Annotated in this window: 17 protein-coding genes; all 17 read right to left on the bottom strand. The window is 31.3% G+C overall.

The genetic code is table 11. The features are described 5' to 3' along the window. Window positions 1–2: 2 nt before the first annotated feature. Window positions 3–536, bottom strand: a complete 534-nt coding sequence (locus FMM58_RS07260) for a HyaD/HybD family hydrogenase maturation endopeptidase (RefSeq protein WP_150141630.1) — start codon at window positions 534–536, stop codon at window positions 3–5. Next, window positions 533–1,225, bottom strand: a complete 693-nt coding sequence (gene cybH / locus FMM58_RS07255) for a Ni/Fe-hydrogenase, b-type cytochrome subunit (protein ID WP_150151987.1) — start codon at window positions 1,223–1,225, stop codon at window positions 533–535. Before cybH ends, FMM58_RS07260 begins: the two co-directional genes overlap by 4 nt. Before the next feature lie 9 nt (window positions 1,226–1,234). Continuing rightward, window positions 1,235–2,950 (bottom strand): nickel-dependent hydrogenase large subunit, encoded by a 1,716-nt coding sequence (locus FMM58_RS07250; protein WP_150141627.1) that lies wholly within the window; start codon window positions 2,948–2,950, stop codon window positions 1,235–1,237. 2 nt (window positions 2,951–2,952) lie between these two features. After that, complete coding sequence (locus FMM58_RS07245; protein ID WP_150141625.1) at window positions 2,953–4,092, bottom strand: hydrogenase small subunit; 1,140 nt, start codon at window positions 4,090–4,092, stop codon at window positions 2,953–2,955. 140 nt (window positions 4,093–4,232) lie between these two features. Beyond that, window positions 4,233–6,062 carry a bifunctional tRNA (5-methylaminomethyl-2-thiouridine)(34)-methyltransferase MnmD/FAD-dependent 5-carboxymethylaminomethyl-2-thiouridine(34) oxidoreductase MnmC gene (mnmC, locus tag FMM58_RS07240; RefSeq protein WP_150141623.1) on the bottom strand — a complete coding sequence of 610 codons (1,830 nt, stop codon included), beginning with the start codon at window positions 6,060–6,062 and terminating at the stop codon, window positions 4,233–4,235. Then, window positions 6,059–8,020: an N-acetylmuramoyl-L-alanine amidase gene (locus FMM58_RS07235; RefSeq protein WP_150180543.1), complete on the bottom strand. Its 1,962-nt coding sequence runs from the start codon at window positions 8,018–8,020 to the stop codon at window positions 6,059–6,061. The genes mnmC and FMM58_RS07235 overlap by 4 nt, the downstream gene beginning before the upstream one ends. Next, complete coding sequence (locus FMM58_RS07230; protein WP_150141621.1) at window positions 8,013–9,104, bottom strand: nitronate monooxygenase; 1,092 nt, start codon at window positions 9,102–9,104, stop codon at window positions 8,013–8,015. Before FMM58_RS07230 ends, FMM58_RS07235 begins: the two co-directional genes overlap by 8 nt. Next, window positions 9,101–10,306, bottom strand: a complete 1,206-nt coding sequence (gene tyrS / locus FMM58_RS07225) for a tyrosine--tRNA ligase (RefSeq protein ID WP_150141619.1) — start codon at window positions 10,304–10,306, stop codon at window positions 9,101–9,103. Before tyrS ends, FMM58_RS07230 begins: the two co-directional genes overlap by 4 nt. Window positions 10,307–10,314: 8 nt before the next feature. Beyond that, entirely contained in the window at window positions 10,315–12,507 is a 2,193-nt protein-coding gene (locus FMM58_RS07220) for a RelA/SpoT family protein (RefSeq protein WP_150141617.1), read from the bottom strand. Continuing rightward, window positions 12,494–12,712, bottom strand: coding sequence for a DNA-directed RNA polymerase subunit omega (locus FMM58_RS07215; RefSeq protein ID WP_150141615.1), 219 nt, complete (start codon window positions 12,710–12,712; stop codon window positions 12,494–12,496). Before FMM58_RS07215 ends, FMM58_RS07220 begins: the two co-directional genes overlap by 14 nt. 9 nt (window positions 12,713–12,721) lie before the next feature. Further along, the gene (gene pyrH / locus FMM58_RS07210; protein WP_150141613.1) at window positions 12,722–13,441 is read right to left on the bottom strand and encodes a UMP kinase; all 720 of its coding nucleotides are present in this window, start codon (window positions 13,439–13,441) and stop codon (window positions 12,722–12,724) included. A 50-nt stretch (window positions 13,442–13,491) separates the two neighbouring features. After that, window positions 13,492–14,673 carry a murein hydrolase activator EnvC family protein gene (locus FMM58_RS07205; RefSeq protein WP_150141611.1) on the bottom strand — a complete coding sequence of 394 codons (1,182 nt, stop codon included), beginning with the start codon at window positions 14,671–14,673 and terminating at the stop codon, window positions 13,492–13,494. Beyond that, window positions 14,670–15,476, bottom strand: coding sequence for an ABC transporter permease (locus tag FMM58_RS07200; RefSeq protein ID WP_150141609.1), 807 nt, complete (start codon window positions 15,474–15,476; stop codon window positions 14,670–14,672). Before FMM58_RS07200 ends, FMM58_RS07205 begins: the two co-directional genes overlap by 4 nt. Continuing rightward, window positions 15,463–16,128 carry a cell division ATP-binding protein FtsE gene (locus FMM58_RS07195; protein WP_150141607.1) on the bottom strand — a complete coding sequence of 222 codons (666 nt, stop codon included), beginning with the start codon at window positions 16,126–16,128 and terminating at the stop codon, window positions 15,463–15,465. Before FMM58_RS07195 ends, FMM58_RS07200 begins: the two co-directional genes overlap by 14 nt. Before the next feature lie 35 nt (window positions 16,129–16,163). Beyond that, entirely contained in the window at window positions 16,164–17,333 is a 1,170-nt protein-coding gene (gene trmB, locus FMM58_RS07190) for a tRNA (guanosine(46)-N7)-methyltransferase TrmB (protein ID WP_150141605.1), read from the bottom strand. Continuing rightward, window positions 17,333–18,559, bottom strand: coding sequence for a fibronectin type III domain-containing protein (locus FMM58_RS07185; protein WP_150141603.1), 1,227 nt, complete (start codon window positions 18,557–18,559; stop codon window positions 17,333–17,335). Before FMM58_RS07185 ends, trmB begins: the two co-directional genes overlap by 1 nt. Then, entirely contained in the window at window positions 18,507–19,478 is a 972-nt protein-coding gene (locus FMM58_RS07180) for an RluA family pseudouridine synthase (protein ID WP_150141601.1), read from the bottom strand. Before FMM58_RS07180 ends, FMM58_RS07185 begins: the two co-directional genes overlap by 53 nt. Window positions 19,479–19,526 lie beyond the last annotated feature (48 nt).

Here is a 19,526-nt window from a genome sequence, read left to right as displayed (position 1 = left end):
ATTTAATTTTTATAAGAATTTAAAGCTATTTCTTGCAAGGAAAAATCAGCTTTTTTAACATAAGAAAAACTTTCCTTACTAAGATAATCAAGCAAAGTTTTTTCCATTATACTAGCTGCTTTTATAAGCTCATTAGAAAGTTCAAAACTCATAGCCTCTATCCTTTTTGGAACACAGGCTAAAATTTGAGTTTTTGGTAAATCCCCATTTAACTCCATAAACTGCAAAGTTTGAAGCATTTCAAGCTCATGTGCACTTCCACTCCAAGAAAGCTTTTTTGGCATAGCATCATAAGGAAAAAAAAAGACATCGCCTATATTAGAACTATCAGCCTCAATGCAATCTACAATAACGATTTTATCATATTTTGCGATAATATAGCTCAAATGAAAGGCTAAGGTTCCACCATCTATAAAGTCTATATTGTGAGTTTTATGTGAAAAATCGTAGTTTTTTTGAAGTTGTTTGCAAAGATGAACACCAACGCCTTCATCTGCAAACATAATATTTCCTATACCAAGTATAAGAAAATTCAATTTTTTTCTTCCTTTATAAAACGATAACCACTAATTATCGCATCGAGGGCACCATCTTTTCCTTTTACAGCGTTAAACACAGCCATATAAATGTGGATAGGTACAAAAATCAATATAATCCACATAAAAATTCTATGCCAAGTTCTAACGCTTGCAAGTCCACCAAACATAGCCTCAACGGGTCTTAAAAGATTATGCAAAGCACCCGCTAGACCTTCGTGATAGGTATGTACATAAAGAATTAAACCTGTAAGAATAATGCCAAAAATCACTAGATAAAAGAAAAAATAAGTAACAAATTGCAAAGGATTATAAACGCCCTTTAAAGACGGGTGTTTTCCTACAAAAAGATAAAATTTAATCTGTTCTATCCATAATTTTACATTAAAGGTATCAACTATGCTTATTCTTTCCTTAGCACTTACCCTATCAAAAAAGAAAAGATAAATTTTAAAAATAACACAACCAATTAAAACAAAACCCACAGCTTGATGAACTAAGCGAATATTTGCTTGTAAAAAGCTTGTAGGTTCGCTATTTGGAGCAGCGCTTATAAAAACATAGGAAAGATAAAAGCCAGTCATCGCTAAAACTACTATACAAACGGCCCTAACCCAATGCGTAAAACGCAAACCTATGCTAAATTCGTAATCAGCCTTTCTTTGCAAAGCTTTATCTCTATCTTGCATGAAAGCCTCCTATAAATTGACATTAACTTTATATTCACTTAACTCATTTCCCTTTGTATCCATAACATGCACAGCACAAGCAATGCAAGGGTCATAAGAGTGAATTTTTCTAATGATTTCAAGTGGTTGTTTAACATCGGCTATTTTAAGACCAATTAAACATTGTTCATAACTTCCACCTACACCATTTGCATCCTTTGGAGAAGCATTCCAAGTAGATGGTACCACAGCTTGCCAATTTTCAATAACGCCATTTTTAATCCTACACCAATGGCTTAATGTACCCCTTGGAACATGCCCTATGTATCTACCTTTATATTCTTTATTTGGGTCTATTTTATAAGTAGTATAGGTACTTTCATCTATTTTTAAATTTTCAATTAAATTATTAAAGGCACGAAGTCCATGAGTAGCTATAATCTTAGCCTCAAGGCAACGAGTGGCAGTTCTTCCTAAGGTACTAAATACAGCTTCAAGTGGTAAGCCAGTATCCTTTAAAAACTCATCTACAATAGGAACTACATTTGCATTTCCCTTAGCATAATTTATAACAACATTTGCTAAAGGTCCTACTTGCATAGGCATTCCATCATATCTTGGGGCCTTAATCCAGCTATATTTGCCTTTTAAATCAAATACCTTACCCTTAAGTACTTGACCATGATGGTCAATGCTTTCTCCATCAACAAGCCCTGTATAATTAGGATTTGTCTTGCCATCATAAGGGTGTAAGGCTTCATTATCAGCATACCAAGAATGAGTAGCCTCTTCTGTGATTTTATCTTCTTCTACCTCATAAACCTTGCTAATATCGCCATTTTTAATGATACCACTTTCAAATAACCACTCATTTTTACCGAGTTGAAATTCTTGGAAGGTAAATAAATTTGTAACGCCAACATCGTTTAAAACGCTAGGTTCATTAGCATAAGCCTTACCAGCCATAATCAAATCAGGATAATAAGCCCGGTTAATGAAATCAGTGACCTCTTGAATCTTAACCAAATATTCTCCCATTCTAGCAGGTGATAAAAGATCCATTACGCAAGTAACACCACCAACGCTTAGACTTTGTGGGTGAGGTTGTTTAGAACCAAAGATAGCCATAGCCTGGGCTACTGAGCGTTGAATTTTTAAACATTCTAAATAATGGCTTAGGGCTATTAAGTTTTCCTCAGCACTTAAATGATAAGTAGGATGCCCATAATAAGCATTTGCAAAAGGTCCTAAATTTCCTTTATCTACAAATGCTTTAACCCTTTGTTGCACCTCTAAAAGTTTATCAGCACCAGTAGCATAAGGATTTGGAGTAAAATTAAAGGCTAAATCACTAGCTTTTTTTACATCAGCACCCAAAGCACTTACAATATCTACCCAATCAAGTCCGTGTAATTGATAAAAATGTACTATATGGTCATGTAAAAATAAAGCAATATTCATTAATGTCCTAGTAAGTAAGGCATTTAATGGAGGTTCAATGCCAAGTGCATTTTCAACTGCTACAATACCGGCCTTATAATGAGAAAAGGTACAAACCCCACAAATTCTTTGTGTCATAAAACCTATATCGCGTGGATCACGTCCTTTTACTATAGTTTCTATACCACGCCAAAGCGTAGAACCAGCATATGCTTCTTGTACTACATTATTATCATCAACCACAACTTCAATTCTAAGGTGTCCTTCTATCCTAGTAATAGGGTCTACTATTATTCTTTGACTCATTTTTAATCCTTATTTTTTTGTATAGAAGCAATAACTGCATGTGCTGCAATAGCAACGCCTGTTAAACAAAGCACACCTATGCCTATCTTATCGCTTAGATTATCAGCCCCAAGTCCTAGGGTAGTACCAAATTTATGACCTGCCATAGGCTCTTCAAATGGTTGCATATTATCCCAAAAATTAGGCTCAGAACAACCTATACAGCCATGCCCTGCTTGGATAGGCCAAGAGGTGTGGCTATTAAATCTTTCCCTTGAACAATTATTAAAGGTATAAGGTCCCTTACAGCCTACCTTATAAAGACAATATCCTTTTTTTGCACCCTCATCGCCAAATTCTTGCACGAATTCACCGGCGTCAAAATGCCCTCTTCTTTCACATAAATCATGAATTCTAAGTCCATAAGCCCACTTTGGTCTATTATAAACATCAAGAGTAGGAAGTTCTTTAAATAATAAAAGTTGTAATACATTACCAACTATATTTTTTTCACTTGGAGGACAGCCAGGAACATTAATAATAGGCTTTGAAGTAATCTTATGAACAGGTTTTGCATTGCTAGGATTTGGCCTTGCTGCTTGAATTCCACCAAAAGAAGAACAAGTACCTATAGCTAAAACTGCCATAGCATTCTCACAGGCCTTTCTTGTAATCTCATAACCAGTATGTGCTTGTCCTCCAACGGTTAAATATCTTTCTTGATCCCCTGTTGGAATGCCTCCTTCTACCATTAAAACATAATTTCCCTTATATTTTTCAATGGCATTATTAAGATTATCTTCTGCTTGCCAACCAGCTGCAGCCATTACGGTTTCATGGTATTCAAGTGAAATATAATCAAAAATCAAACTATCAATAGTAGGGGCATCACTTCTTAATAAACTCTCACTACAACCAGTACACTCTGCCATATGTAGCCACACAACAGGCACTCTATCAGCAAGTTCTGCAGCACGTGCTACCATAGGCACAAAACTAGTAGGAAGTGCTAAAAATGCAGTCATAGCACCAGCCCATTTCATAAAATCTCTTCTGCTAAAACCAGCTTGTTCTAAGGCTTTGGAAATAGAATTGTTGGAATTACAGGAAGGTAGTTTCTCAAGTGCATCTAATCTAGCACTTATCTGAGAATAATCAAGCATCATATCTCCTTTTTTTGCTTAATATAATATTCTTTTCAGTTACAATAATAAGCTAAGTTCATTTAAAAGCTAGTTAAAGCGTTTATTTTTGTTATATTGTGTGCAATTTAGTAACATAAAAATAAAAAATTGAAGAAAATTTATAAGCCTTTTTTAAGCTTTCTAATTAAAAATCTAGCTGGGTGAATGTATGGTACAAATTCTTTAAACATAGCTAATGGTTCATTACAAATTAAGGCACAAAGATACCTAGCAGCAATTATACTTGTACTAAACCCCCTTGAACCATGACCAAAATTTAAATATAAATTATCATGATTTTTTGGCAAAATTTGAGGTCTTTGTTTTGTCCAAAGTAAGCCTTTATAAGCATTTTTGTAAAATTCTTCATCATAAAAAGCACCAATTATTGCAAATCTATCGCTAGAATAAGAACGAAATCCTACCTTTGAACCTATGAGTTTTAAATTATAAATTTTAACAAATTCCTTAATATTTTCTAAATTTTCTTTATCATCTTCTAAATTTGGCATCTTGCTTAAATTTAATCTATCATAACTAGCCCCTATTACTTGCAAATTATCTATTTTAGGACAAATATAACCCTTTGAAGAAAGGGCGATTTTAGTATTTAAAAAGGGCTTTAGGTGGCTAACCTGTCCTCTAACCTTACTTAAATTCATAGCATCATAATTTATAAAATCCTTTGTATCACTACCCATGGCATAAATTATTATATCAAAATTTGGCCTTTTATCTGCATTTTTAAAATACAAACTAAAATTTTTATCTTTTTTAAAATAGCTAAATTCATGCCCTAAATAAAGCTTTGCCTTGCTTAATTTAAGTAAATTTTTTACTATTTTTTTTGGGATTATTATTCCACCATCCTTTAAAAAAGCCTTATTATCATTTATACAAAATAGAATATTATCCCTTTGATCTAAAAATCTTTTATTCATTAATTCATTATGGCTAAATTCCATAACCCCATCAAAGCTTAATCCTAAAATTTGCCTATAAAATCTACTTGCTTCTATATAAGCAAACTGCGAAAATTCGCCAAGTGCCACGCCTTTTTTAAGTATCAAAGAACTTAATATTCCACTTTCATTATAACTAGTACCTTCTTCTAAAATTTCATTTTTTTCAAAAATGCTAATTTCAAAACCCCTTAAGCTTAACTCATAAGCTAAACTAGTTCCACTAATACCTGCCCCTATGATAGCTATTTTTTTGCCACTTATATTTGAAAGAAGCCTTGAAAAATAATTTTCTTTTTCTAAAATTTCACTTTCTTTTTTAAAAAAAGCCCTTAACATTTCTCTTTTATGAAAACTTTTTATTTTTTGAATTTCAAAGTCATATTTTAAAAGTATATTTTTTACCTTAGAAGAAGCACTATAGGTACAAATTATGGCATTTTTTAAACAAAGTTTGCTTAAATTTTTAATGGTATTTTCACTAAACATTTCTTCATTTTTACTAGGAGAAAAGCCATCTAAATACCACACATTAGCCTTAAAATCTAAATTACTTAAAACACTTATATCATCAAAGATTAAGTCTAAAAAAATATCCTTAAAATAAAAACGATAATAGCCCCTTTTACAAGGTGGATAAAATTCTAAAAATTTATCTATGTATTCTTTAAATTCATTGTAAATTCCAAGCCTTTCATAGCACTCTTTTAAAATGTGTTTTTCTATATAAAAACCTTCAACGCTTACATAAAAAAGTCGTTTTGGTCTATTTTTTAAGCTTAAAAAATGCTTTAATGTTAAAAAGAAATTTAAGCCTAGGCCAAAGCCTGTTTCTGCTATGATAAATTGTTCTTTTGTATCAAATTCAAAGGCTCTTGTATAAACAAATTCCCTTTCATTTATACTATTTTGTGAGTTAAAATAAAAGTCGTTAAAATCAAGCGAAAAGGGGGTATTATCCTTAAAAACTAAATTCGCTTTTTTCATTTATTATGATAAAAATAATTTTCAACCCCATCAGCAATCCCTCTTGCTAATAGGTCTTGGAAATTCTTATTTGCTATTCTTTTTGATTCGCTTGGATGAGAAATATAGCCAATCTCTAATAAAATCGCTGGCATTTGAGCCCCAACTAAGACCCAAAATGGTGCCTCTCTTACTCCTCCATCAACTACCTTATATTTTTGCCTAGTATTTGATAAAACGCTTTTTTGTATATCGATTGCTAATTTATTTGAGGCAATTATTTTTTCGCGGTTTAAAAAGTGTAAAATATTTTGCTTAGAAAAATAATTAACCTCTTCTAAATCGCCTTGATTTTCCTTCTCAGCGACCTTTTTACTGCGTTCACTTCTAGCAGGAGATAAGAAAAAGGTTTCAACCCCTTCCATAGCCTTAGCCTTATCTTGCGTTGGTGCAGCGTTTGCGTGTATTGATAAAAACAAATCTGCCTTTTTATCATTTGCATACTTTGTCCTAGTTCTTAAATTTATAAAATTATCCTTACTTCTAGTGTAAAGCACCTTATAGCCCCTTTTTTTAAGCTCATTTCCAAGCTTTAAGGCCGTATTTAAAACTATATCCTTTTCTTTTAATTTTACCTTGTTATTAACAGCCCCAGCATCTTTGCCACCATGCCCAGCATCAATTACTATAAGCTTGGTTGCCTTATAAGCAGAACTTAGAGTATTTTTACCACCCTTTGAGATAGTTTTTGTAACGACAACTTCTTCTTCATCCTGCTTTTTTTCTTTGCTTTGGGTCTTTTTTTGTGTTTTTTCTTTACCTTGAGTTTTAGTGCTTTTTGTAGTACTTTTAGTATTTGAAAAGGCTAAAATTAAACTTTTATCACTGAGTTCTTTAAAAATTTTTTCTTCTTTAATAGAACTTAAAACTATACGAACAATTTGTGGAGTAAACTGAGTGATAGTAATAAATTTATCCTTAAATTCATAATTTTTACGACCACCTTCTAAAATACCTTCAAAAGAATAAATATAACGATAATACTTTGAGTCCTTTGTAGTGCTAATATTTATTTCATCATTATCTAATTTTTGATTTAATTTTAATAACACGCCCTCATTTTCTTTATCTACACTTAAAACATAAAGGTTTGAATTTTCTTTTTTAACATCTTTTTTTTCAGGCTTTTTTTCTTCTTTTGGCTTTTCTTCTTTTTTTACCTTTTTAACTTCACTTTCTTTTTTAACTTCTTTCTTATCAAAACTAGCTAAAAGATTAACCTTATTTTCATTAAATTTAAATTCTACATTAATTTTTTCCTTTGCCCTTACTACTATACGAATGGTTTTTGGGTTATATTGAGATATTACTATGGAGTAATCTTCATAAGTAAAATCCTTTCTAACGCTTTCAAAAACACCACTTAAATCAGTAATATGTCTATAATTACCTTTTTCATCTAGCACAAAGCTTTTTAAATCATCTTTATCTATCTTAGTATTTAAACTAAATTCCACGCCTGTATCATTTTTTTTAGCATTTAAAATATAAATTATCTTTTGCGAATTTTTTGAAGTGCTTGAATTTAGGGCTATTATACTATTATCTGGTAGTTTTGAATTTGTGTTTTGAGTAGTCTCATTTTCTTTTTTTTGAGTATTAAGTGATTTTGTAGCTTTTTTTAAATTATTGATATTTTCAGCACTTACCCCACTTTCTTCAAGCTCACTAACATAGCTTTCATCGCTTAAATTTAAGGTATTTGAACTTACCACTAATCTTTTTAAAATTTCTAGCTTAGTACTTTCATCATCCCTTATAACACTTTGTATATATAGGCTTTTGAGTTGTTGGTGATACTTAGTTTGCGTGTCAGGGTTAGAAGTTATAAAATTATCATCAAAAGATGTTAATTCCTTTTCATAAGTAGCAAAAAGAAAATTGAATAATATTAAACTAAGTAATAAAACCCTACTCACCATTCACAAGTTTATCCATTAATTCTTTCACTGAAATTAATTCTTTCAAACGATAGCCATTGGCACCCGTAAAGAAAAGTCCCGTTTCTTTTTTGCCCGCATAGGCATCATAAAGCCTATCAGCTATACAATAACCAACCTTTGTAGCCTCCTTACCTCGCCCACAAGGTGCTACGCAATTACTAACACAATTTATCTTAGGTCCCATTCTTTTATCCACTAAATTTAATAAATTTGTCCTAATACCGCGAGCTGGGTATCCAACAGGAGATTTTATAAGTTCTATGTCTTCTTTTTTGCAATTAATCAAAACTTGCTTAAAATCATCACTTGCATCGCATTCAAAGGTACCTATAAAACGAGTTCCCATTTGTACGCCACTAGCACCCAAATTTAAAACATTTTCTATATCTTTTTTATCCCAAATTCCACCAGCTACTATTATAGGAAAGGACCCCCAATTTTTAGCCTCTTCTACAACAGGCTTAATTAAATTTTCAAGTTGATAATTTATATCAAGGCATTGTTCATAAGTAAAACCCTGATGACCTCCACTTTTTGGACCTTCTAAAACAACAGCATCAGGCAAACGATTATAGCGAGCTTGCCAACGTTTACAGATAATTTTTAAGGCCTTAGCAGATGAGATTATAGGTACAAGTGCGACATCTTCAAAACCCATTGTAAACTCAGGTAAATTTGTAGGCAAGCCAGCCCCAGAAATAATAACATTAAAACCAAGCTCACAAGCATCCCTTGCAATCCTTGCATAATCATTACTAGCACATAAAATATTACAACCCAAAGGTGCGTTTCCACAAACCTTTCTAGCATTATCAATAATGGCTTTAAGTCCATTTCTTGAATAAAAATTATTACTACCATAAGGCTTTGAGTTAAATTCCTTGCTAATATGGCTTAAATTCTCATAATATCCAGTTCCTACAGAAGAAATAATACCAAGCCCTCCATTTAAAGACACAGCACTAGCTAATCTATCCCAACTAATGCCAAGCCCCATTCCACCTTGAAAAATGGGATATTTTATAGTATGCTTTCCTATAGTTAAGGGTTTAAAACTCATTGAATTACCTTTAATTTTGCAAATTTTCTCTTGCCTATTTGTAAGATATACTCACCTGCTTTAAGTTTCATTTGTTCATCTTTTATTTTTTGTGAATTTATGCTAACTGCATTTGCTATTATATCACGTCTTGCAGCAGAAGTTGAATGGCACAAAGCACATTCTACTAAGGCCTTAGCTATCCAAATTTCACCACTAATTTCAAATTCTTTTATATCACTTGGCAAGGCATTTTGAGAATGGACCTTATCAAATTCATCCTTTGCAAGTTTTGCTAAATCTTCATTATAATACCTTGTAACTATTTCAAGGGCTAAATTTTCCTTTGCCTTTTTTGGGTGTAAAAAATTATTTTTAATATTTTCTTTTATCTCTTCAAATTCAGCCAAACTCTTAGAACTTAAAAGTTCGTAATATTTTAACATTAACTCATCACTAATGCTTAAAAGCCTTGCATACATTTCGTTTGGATTTTGAGTAAGCCCTACATAATTTCCTAAACTCTTACTCATTTTATTAACCCCGTCAAGCCCTTCAAGTAAAGGCATCATAATAACGGCTTGTTGTTTTTGAGTGTTATAAATTCTTTGTAGGTGCCTACCCATTAAAAGATTAAATTTTTGGTCTGTCCCACCCATTTCTATATCACATTTTAAAGCCACGCTATCATAGCCTTGAAGTAAAGGGTATAAAAATTCACAAATACTTATAGGGCTTTGTTCTTTAAATCTTTTAGTAAAATCATCCCTTTCAAGCATTCTAGCTACGCTAAAAGTAGAACTAAGTTCGATTAAACCGGACGTTCCTAAAGCATTTATCCACTCAGAGTTAAAGCAAATTTTAGTTTTATCTTTATCTAAAATTTTAAATACCTGTTCTTCATAAGTCTTAGCATTTTTTAAAACCTCTTCTTTGTTAAGTCTTTTTCTTGTTACATTTTTACCAGTTGGGTCTCCAATTTGTGCTGTAAAATCACCTATTAAAAAATATACTATAGCCCCATGCTTTTGTAAAAAGGCTAATTTTGTTAAAACTACGCTATGTCCTAAATGCAAGTCAGGGGCTGTTGGGTCAAAACCAAGCTTAACAAAGAAATTTTCGCCCTTTTCATAATAATTTTCAATCAAAGTTTTAATCTTTTCTTCATCAATTATTTCAGCACAACCTCTTTTAAGTTCTGCAAAAATATTGCCCAAATCCATACCCACTCCTAAATAGAACTTTCTTTATATGCGTCATTTAAATACACAAAATCTAAAATTTTACAACGCGTTTCAAGTCTTTCGCGTATCTTTTTTACCTTGACATTCTCAGGTATTTCCATGGTTATTTCAAAATAATCAGCCATAGAATTTACGCTTGAAAGATTAATCGTCAATAAATTTATTTGCATTTTAGCAAGTAAATTTAAAAATTCGGCTAATACGCCTTTTTTATTTTCTAAAGAAAAAATCATTTTATAACTTTTTTGCGTATCTAAATCCCATTTTATAAAAACCATTTCTTTATTTTCATCAAGCATTTTTCCTGCCCTAGTACAAAGCTTATGGTGTATGCTAGCTACTGAATTTTTAACAAAGGCTATTATATCATCGCCCTTTTTTGGATGACAGCAATACTCAAATTCCACATTTGAAATTTTATGATTTGCATAAAAAATGCAATTGCCTATTTTTTGTTCTCTAATATCATATTTATTGAAAAAATAAGACTTTTTGCCGTATTTTTTAAGTATGTTTACCACATCTTTTAAATTTGATTGACTTTCTGAAATTTGGCGAATTCTGCGACTTAAATTTTCCTTTTCAATCCACTCTTCAATAAGTTCTTGTTTTTCACTAAAAATAAAACAAAGTATATTAAGGGCATTTTGATAACTAATCTCTTTTGCCTTTTGCCTACAATACTCCCTAATACTAGCCTTTGCCTTTGCGGTTTTAACGCTATCAATCCAAGAACACCTATAAAAACTCTCATCACTAGTAACAATACGAACAATATCCCCATTTTTAAGCTCAGTTAAAAGTGGCACTTTTATACGATTAACATAAGCAGTTTTTGCATGAAGTCCTATTTTAGTATGTACCTCGTAAGCAAAATCAAGCACGGTTGCACCTCGTGGCAAAGTAAAAATTTCACCATTTGGAGAATAAACAGCCACGTCTTCAACATATAAACTATCTTTTGCATACTCATAAAGTTCTACAGCATTATAGTCCTCACTAATATGATTTATACTTTGCATAGAAAGGTCACTCAACCAATCAAGCCTAGGAATAGCCACATTGCCACTTTCTTTATACTTCCAATGTGCAGCTATGCCAAATTCTGCGATTTTATGCATATCAAAGGTACGAATTTGGGCCTCTATAATATTTTTAGTATCAAAAAGCGTAGTGTGAATTGTTTGATAACCATTTTGCTTAGGCAAGGCAATATAATCTTTAAAACGCGATACAAGAGGGTTAAAATGCGTATGTAAAACCCCAAGTGCTAAATAACAATCGCTTATCTTTTCTACTAAAATTCTAACCCCAAGCAAGTCAAGTACCTCTTCAATCCCAACGCCCTTTCTTTGCATTTTTAAATAAATAGAATAACTATGTTTTATACGCTTTTGAATTTCAAAGGTCCCTTGCCTAAAACCATTACTTAAAAATAAAAGTTCAATCTTAGTAATAAATTCATTAAGTCCAAGTTGCATTTGTTGGTCGTTTGAGTTTATATAATTAAAAATTTGCAAGTACTCATCAGGCATTAAATATTTAAAACTTAAATCCTCTAAATAATTTTTAATGCTTGAAATTCCAAGTCTATGAGCTATAGGGGCGTAAACCACAAGGGTTTCTTCGCTAATTCTTTTTTGTTTATCCTCCCTTAGTGCATCAAGGGTTAGCATATTATGAAGTCTATCACAAAGCTTAACTATTAAAACGCCAACCTCTTTGACACTAGCAAGTAGCATATTTCTAAAAGTAAGGGCAGATTTAGTTAGGTTTTTGTTTGAATTTGATTCTATAAGATTATCCTCTCTTATTTCAATAATCTTAGTAAGCCCTAAAACAAGGCTTAGCACTTCTGAGCCAAATTCATTTCTTAATTCTTCTTCGCTACAAGCTGTATCTTCTATCACGTCATGTAAAAGTGCAGCCAAAATAGTAGGCTTATTTTCACTTAAAAATGCTACTAAACTAGCCACTAAGATAGGGTGAACTGCGTATGGTTCTCCACTTTTTCTAACCTGTCCTTCGTGCGAACTAATGCAAAAATCAACTGCCTTTTCTAGTAATTCATCCTTATCACAAACCCTAAATAAAAGTTCTCTAGCACCTTCAAGGTCTTTACAATTTTTAACCTCTTCAACTAAGTCTTCAAGAAATAATTCTTCATCAAGTGTTTTCAACTAAGCCCTCTAAAGTAATTTTGCCCTCGGCAATCTCAAAAAGTGCAAGGTCTGCTAACTTCATTTTTGTCTTATCAAATTCGATTAAAGGCTGTGCACCTTGTGCTAATTGTTCCGCCCTTTTTGCAACAACAAGGGCAAGTTTATACCTGTCATCATTCATTTTTTTAAGTGCTTTTGCCACAACTTCTTCAATTCTTTGCATTTTTTCTCCTTAACTATTTTTTACTATAGAACAAAGGCTAGTATCACCTTGTATTATCTTTAACAAATTCCCTTCCTTAAACATATTACAAACCACGATAGGCAAGGTATTATCCTTAGCTAAAGCAATAGCTGTATCATCCATAACCTTAATATTATCTTTCATTGCCTCGTCATAGTTTAAAACATTGATAAATTGAGCGTTAGTGTATTTATTTGGGTCCTTATCATAAACCCCATCAACCTTTGTAGCCTTAATAACCATATGAGCGTTAATCTCAACTGCCCTTAAAATCGCCGTTGTATCAGTGGTAAAATAAGGATTTCCAGTACCAGCTGCAAAGATAACAACTCGCCCTTTTTCTAAATGCCTATTAGCCCTTCTCATAATATAAGTTTCACAAAATGCTTCCATTTTAATAGCACTTTGAACACGTACCTCAACACCATAACTTTCCAAGGCCTCTTGTATAGCAATAGCATTTATAACAGTGCCTAACATTCCCATATGATCGCCACTTGTTCGCTTTATAAGTCCACCCTTTGAAGCAGATACACCACGAATTATATTTCCACCGCCTATAACAATACCAACTTCTATATCATTTTCTACAAGTTCTTTAATCTGCATCGCAAGGTATTTTAAGATTGAATTTTCTATACCAAAACCATTCTCACCAGCTAAAGCCTCACCCGAAAATTTAACCAAAACCCTTTTTTTTTCTTGCATAATATCTCCTTTAAACTTTGCAATTATAGTTAAAATAGTATTAAAATAAGCTAATTTAAGCTAATGAGTTCTAAAGGATTTATGTGAAAATTTTTTTGAGTAACCTCAAAGGTTAAATCATCTTTTATCCTACCAACAACAGCACCTTTTTTTATATTTTTACCTACCTTAACGGTCGGGGCTATCTTATCTAAGTGTGCATAAATAGTATGAATTCCATTGCTATGTTCTATAATCACAACCCTTTCAAGCATACCAGTATCCTTTGCAAAAACGATTTTGCCATCAAGTACGCTTTTAACAGTGGCATCGCTTTTTTTACTACGCAAAATCACATTTTCATTAAAAATTTTAATATTATAAATTGGGTCTACATAATTGCCAAATTTTTGCTTTACAACAAAGCTTTCTAGGGGTGCAATAGTCTTTTTGCCAGTGTATTTTTTAACATTACTTCCTTGATAGCTAGAACCTATTTGACGAATTTTTTGACTATCATTAGAACTAATCTTACTATCCTTAGCGTTAGTTTTAGAATTTTGCTTTTCTATAATTTTAAGTTGATTTAGTGTCTTTCTAATCTCATTTTGCTGGGCACTTAAATTTTCAAGCTTTTTAGTATAAATATCCCTATCCATTTTTTGCTTATTAATAACATTTAATTGCTTTTTTTTAAGCTCGTTAAATTTATTTACTTGTTCATTATAATCTTTAAGACTTAAATTTATTTTTTTAATCTGTTCTTGTTTATTATCTATCATCTTACTTAGTCCATCATAATCCTTACTAAGCTTTGAAATTTCATCATTTAGCATCATATCAATGCCTTGTAATACCTCTAAGGCTATAAAGCTTTCCTCACTTTCTATATAACCTTGGGGAATGGGCAAATCATAAGCAAAATCCTTAGCTATCAAGCTTACTAGTTTATTTTCCATTAAGGTCCTATTTTTTAATAATTCCTTGTTTTGATTAGCTAAATTATCAAGTTCTTTATTTTGTACCTTAGCATTGCTTTCTAGTTTTGAAATTTGCAAATTTAAATCTTGTATTTGAGAATTTATCTCTTTTAAAGCCTTTTCTCCATTTAAAATTTCAACTGCTAAGTCTTCAAGCTTTTTATTTAATTGTTCTTGGCTTTTTTTATTTGCTTCTAAATTCTTTGTTTTTTCCTTAATAGTACTTGAAAAAAGTACGCTTAAAGCTAGTAAAAAACAAAAAATAATTCTCATTTTTTAACCCTAAACATAACAGAATTTACACAAAATAAAGAAACTATTAAGGTAGCTACAAAAATAATTCCTAAATCAATGAAAAAATTTATAGGAGGAAGTTCTATATCTACGCTTTTTAAGCTTTCTTGTACTATGGATAGATTATAAAATTGGGTAAAAAATCCAAGTAAAATTAAAAAGGCGATTAAACAATCTAAAAAGACTATTTTATAAAGCATAAAAGAACGAAACCAAAAAGGAGCCCCAAATAAACACATAATCTCCACCCTTTGAGTGTGTTCATAAAGCCAAATTCGCATTTGTTTTAAAAATAAAACAAAGCTTAAAAGTATGATTATAAAAAGAAAGGACCAAAGAATCATTTCTATTAAGACAAGCAAAGAATAAATTTTATTATGCGTTTTTGCGAATGTTTCTACCTTGTTTATGCCATTAATACTAAGTAATTGTTTTTCTATGTTTTCAAGTTCACTTTGAGTAGGTAAATAATCAAGTTTAAGGCTATAAAATTTAGGTAAAGAACTTCTTAAAAGCTTTAAATTTTTTTCAGAAACATCCTTTTTAAGCCTATCTATTAAATCCTTTGGATCAAGTAAGCTCATACTTATAAAAGAACTTACCTTTGATTTTATATTTTTTTCATCAAGCGCTATAGTGCTTGTAACTATAATGTTATAGTCCTTATTTACTATATTTTCATAATGCTTTATAGTAGCATTTGTAATAAAGACAAATTCAAAGGCAAACATCATAAAAAGCAATGGTAAAATAAGGGCTAAATGCGTTCTAAGAGATTTCATGCATGTTTCCATTGTCTATATTAAAACGTCTATAATTTACCCTTAGATTGCTTGGAATTCTATGAGTAACCACTACAACACAGGTTCCTAATAACTCTCTAGCTGATTTTAACAAAGTCCATATAATATCTGAGGAGTACTCGTCCAAATTCCCAGTAGGCTCATCACACAACAAAAGCTTAGGATTATGTGCTAAAGCTCTTGCCATTGCAACCCTTTGTTGTTCTCCACCAGAAAGCTGGTCAGGCATTTTATCGGCCTTAAAGGTTAAATTTACATGTTTTAAAAGCTTAGCAGCTTGCTCTTGGCAAATTTTCTTACTATAACCCTTTATCATTAAAGGTAACATAACATTTTTTGCCACGCTCATTTCTTGGATTAATCTATAATCTTGAAAAATAATACCTATCCTTTGCCTAAGTTTTAAAAGCTCATTATTTCCTATATGTTTCATAGATGCCCCACACACTTCAAGCTGACCAGAAAGCAGGTCTAAGTCCCCATAAAAAGACTTTAAAAGCGTGCTTTTTCCACTTCCACTTTTACCTGTGATAAAAACAAAATCATCCTTATTAAAGATAAAACTAGCCTCTTTAATAACAAGCTCGTCATAACCTAGTGAAAGTTTTTGTGCTACTATGAAATTTGACATCTTTTTCCTTTGCTATAATTTTGTTTTGTTTTTGCTTAAAATTCAAGAATCTTTCTCAAAAAATGCAAGGCTTTTAAATTTGCGTGAGTTTTAAAGGGTTCATTAAGAATAAATTCAATCTTATCGCTAAGTAATAAATAACTATGTTCTGGCTTATTGAAGTCCCCAAAGGCTATCTTTAAAACAAAATTTTCTTTAGTTTCATAAATGCTTTCTAAATTTAAAAAAAAATCATCTTCTTTAAATTTTTGCTTAGAAAAATTTTTTGCAAAATTTGCTAATTTTTCTTTATTAAGCTTAATCTCTTCTATATTAAATTTTTCAAGTTCTACCTTTTTTTCATCGCTACTTATCTTTGATACTATTAAATCATAAATATCCTTTTCTTGCTTTTTCCACCTATCTTCATACTTGCTTGAAATTTCTAAATCCACATTTTTATTAATTAAAATTTCATGCTTTTTAAAGCTTAAAAATTGTTTTAAAGTAAAATCAAGGTACTCAAAACTATCAGTCCTTAACTCAAATTTTCCATTATCAATTAAAACCCTTGCAACCTCTTTGCAAAATTCCTTACTTACAACCCTTCGGTGTGGCTTTTTATCCCAAGGAACAGGAAAATGCAAGAAAATTTTTTCAACACTATTGCTAGTCAAAACGTTTAATAAAAGCCTTGCATCGCTTTGAATAAGCAAGATATTATTTAAATTTTGAAACTTAGCTAATTTTGCAACTTGATTTAAACTAGGATTATAAATTTCAACGCCAAGTATTAAAATTTCCGGATTTTTTTTAGCTAAAAAAAGCAAATGACGACCCGAACCAAAGCCTATTTCTACATAAATTTTTTTATCTTTAATCCTTTGTAAAAGCTCGTTAAAATCACTTGCTATTAATGGAGTTTTACTTGTTAGATTATTATTTTTAACACAAATTGCACTATCAATTATATTATCACAAAACTCATCCCTAAACAAAACCAAGGCCTCTTGCAAAAGCCCTATTTTTGAAGGCTTAGAATGCTTATCTGCCTTGATTATAAAATAATCTTTTTCTTTTTTGATTTGTAAAAAAAATTTTTCATCGTTAAATTTGGTTAAAATAAGCGTAACTGATGAATTTTTAGCACTAAATAAAAAAGAAATGCCCTTTTTTTCAAAGGGCAAAGTTAAGGATTTTAGATATTTTGTTCTAAAATTTGGCATTATTGTTTTGCTTTTACCTTATTAGAAGCTTCTGATTGTAAATTTCCTGAATCAATGGCATATACTTCATAAGAATACTCAACCCCTGGCAATGCATTAGTATCAAGCATATTTTTATTTTTTATACCCTTAAACACTGCTGCTTTTTCACCGCCTGTTCTTTTTACTATATACTCAACTGCCCTATCATCATTATCAGACCATTCTAAACTTATACCCTCGCTAGTACTTTTCGCACTTATAAGGCTTGGGGCACTTGGAAGTCCTAGAGTTTGACCTGAAACGCCCTCGCTTTGCAAAGGACCTTCAAGCCCATCAATATCCACTATACTAACCTTATAACTTTTTGATTTACCAGCACCTCCAACGGCGTCTTCATAGTGATTTGATTGAGTTTTTGCAACTAGGGTATAAGGTAAAAAAGTTGAGCTTGTAGCATAAACCTTATAATATGAAAAATCCTTATAATTGCTTTCATTCCATTGTAAGCTAATCTTATTTGACCCATCAATACTTGCACTAAGTCCTTCTACAACAGGTGGCAAAGCCTTACTTGTAGCACTTAAAACAGCACTTGCCTCGCTAATCACCCCATCAAAGCTTTGTGCATAAATTATATAATCAAAGCTTTGATTTGGTTTTAAATCATCATCTATGTACTCAGCATTCAAGCGATTTTTAATCTGGGCTAGTTTTTTAAATTTGCTTTCATCACTTTCTTTTCTTTCTATGATATAAGCATTAACCCTTAAATCGCTATGTGGTCTCCATACAAGCTTAATTTTATTTGCTAAATTTGTAAGGGCCTGTGCGTAAGAAATGGCAGGCAATCTAACATCTGTCATAATCTCAATCACATCGCTTTCTTCTGAAATATGATTTTGGTCATTAAAGCTTTTCATCTTATAAAAATACTTTGTAGAAGGTTCAAGCTTAGTATCTACAAAATGCGTTTGAAATTTATTTGTAATAGTTTCAACAAGCTTAAAAGTAGGCTCAGCCTCACTAGCCCTATAAATATAAAAACCCTTGATATTTTCATTATACAAAGGCTCCCATTCAAGTGCGACATTACTCATATCGCTTAAGCTTTTAAGCTGTTCAATCTTTGGTAAACTCTCATTTAATAGCACTTCTTTAGCGGTAAATTGTTGTGAAACTCCACTACAAGCACTAAGAAAAAGAGTTAAACTCACTGAGCAAAAAATCAAGTGTAATTTTTTCATGTACTTCTCCTAAGGTAAATTTTTTCAATAATCTTTCTTTGAAATCTTGCATTAAAGGGGCCTTAACAAAAATTTCTTTTTTGCTTCTTGGATGCGTAAAATACACATAATAAGAATGCAACATAACCCTTTGTTTTTCGCCCTTAAAACCATATAATTCATCTCCTAAAATATGCCTATTTATACTTGCTAAGTGTGCCCTTATTTGATGAGTTCTACCTGTAAAAAGTTTTGCACTGATTAAGGCAAAATCATTACAATCTAAACACGATATAAAAGCACTTTTAGCACTCTTTGCACCTATTTTTAAGATACCTTTTTCATCAATAGCTAATTTTTTGATACGATTATTTGGCGTTCTAATCAATGCCTTTTCTATGATTATTTTACTATCTTTTAGTGGCAAATCAATTAATGCAAGATAAATTCTACCCATAGTTTTTAAAAAAAGTTGTTCGCTTAAATTTTTATGAGTAAAATTATTTTTAGCTATCACAATGGCCCCACTGGTATCTTTATCAAGCCTGTGTATTAAACCAGGTCTTAATTGCCCACCCAAATTTGAAAGCATAAAATTTTTATTAATAAGCCAGTCTACTAAAGTTGGTCCTTTAACCGAATTTGCCCCGTGAACTACTAAATTTGGTGTTTTATTAAGCACTAATAAATCATCATCTTCATATAAAATTTCAAGGTCAAAATTTATTTCTTGTTTTTCTTTAATATCTTTTATTTTAGGCTTTAAAATGCAAATTTCATCATTTAAATTTAACTTAAAAGAGGTCTTGTTTTGAATTTTATTATTTATTTTAACTAGGGAATTTTTAATTAATAAACTTACTTGATTGCGACTTTGTTTAAGGTGCTGGGCTAAAAAAATATCAAGTCTTATTTCTTCATTTGCTAAAAAAGTTTGCATTTTTTCCTTCAAATACTTTAAAAGTTTAAAATTTTAGCATATAATAGT

The sequence above is a fragment of the Campylobacter sp. LR291e genome, assembly GCF_008633915.1.
Taxonomy (GTDB): domain Bacteria; phylum Campylobacterota; class Campylobacteria; order Campylobacterales; family Campylobacteraceae; genus Campylobacter_D.
The sequence above is the reverse complement of the archived record's forward strand: the minus strand, read 5'-3'. Positions and strand labels throughout refer to the sequence as shown.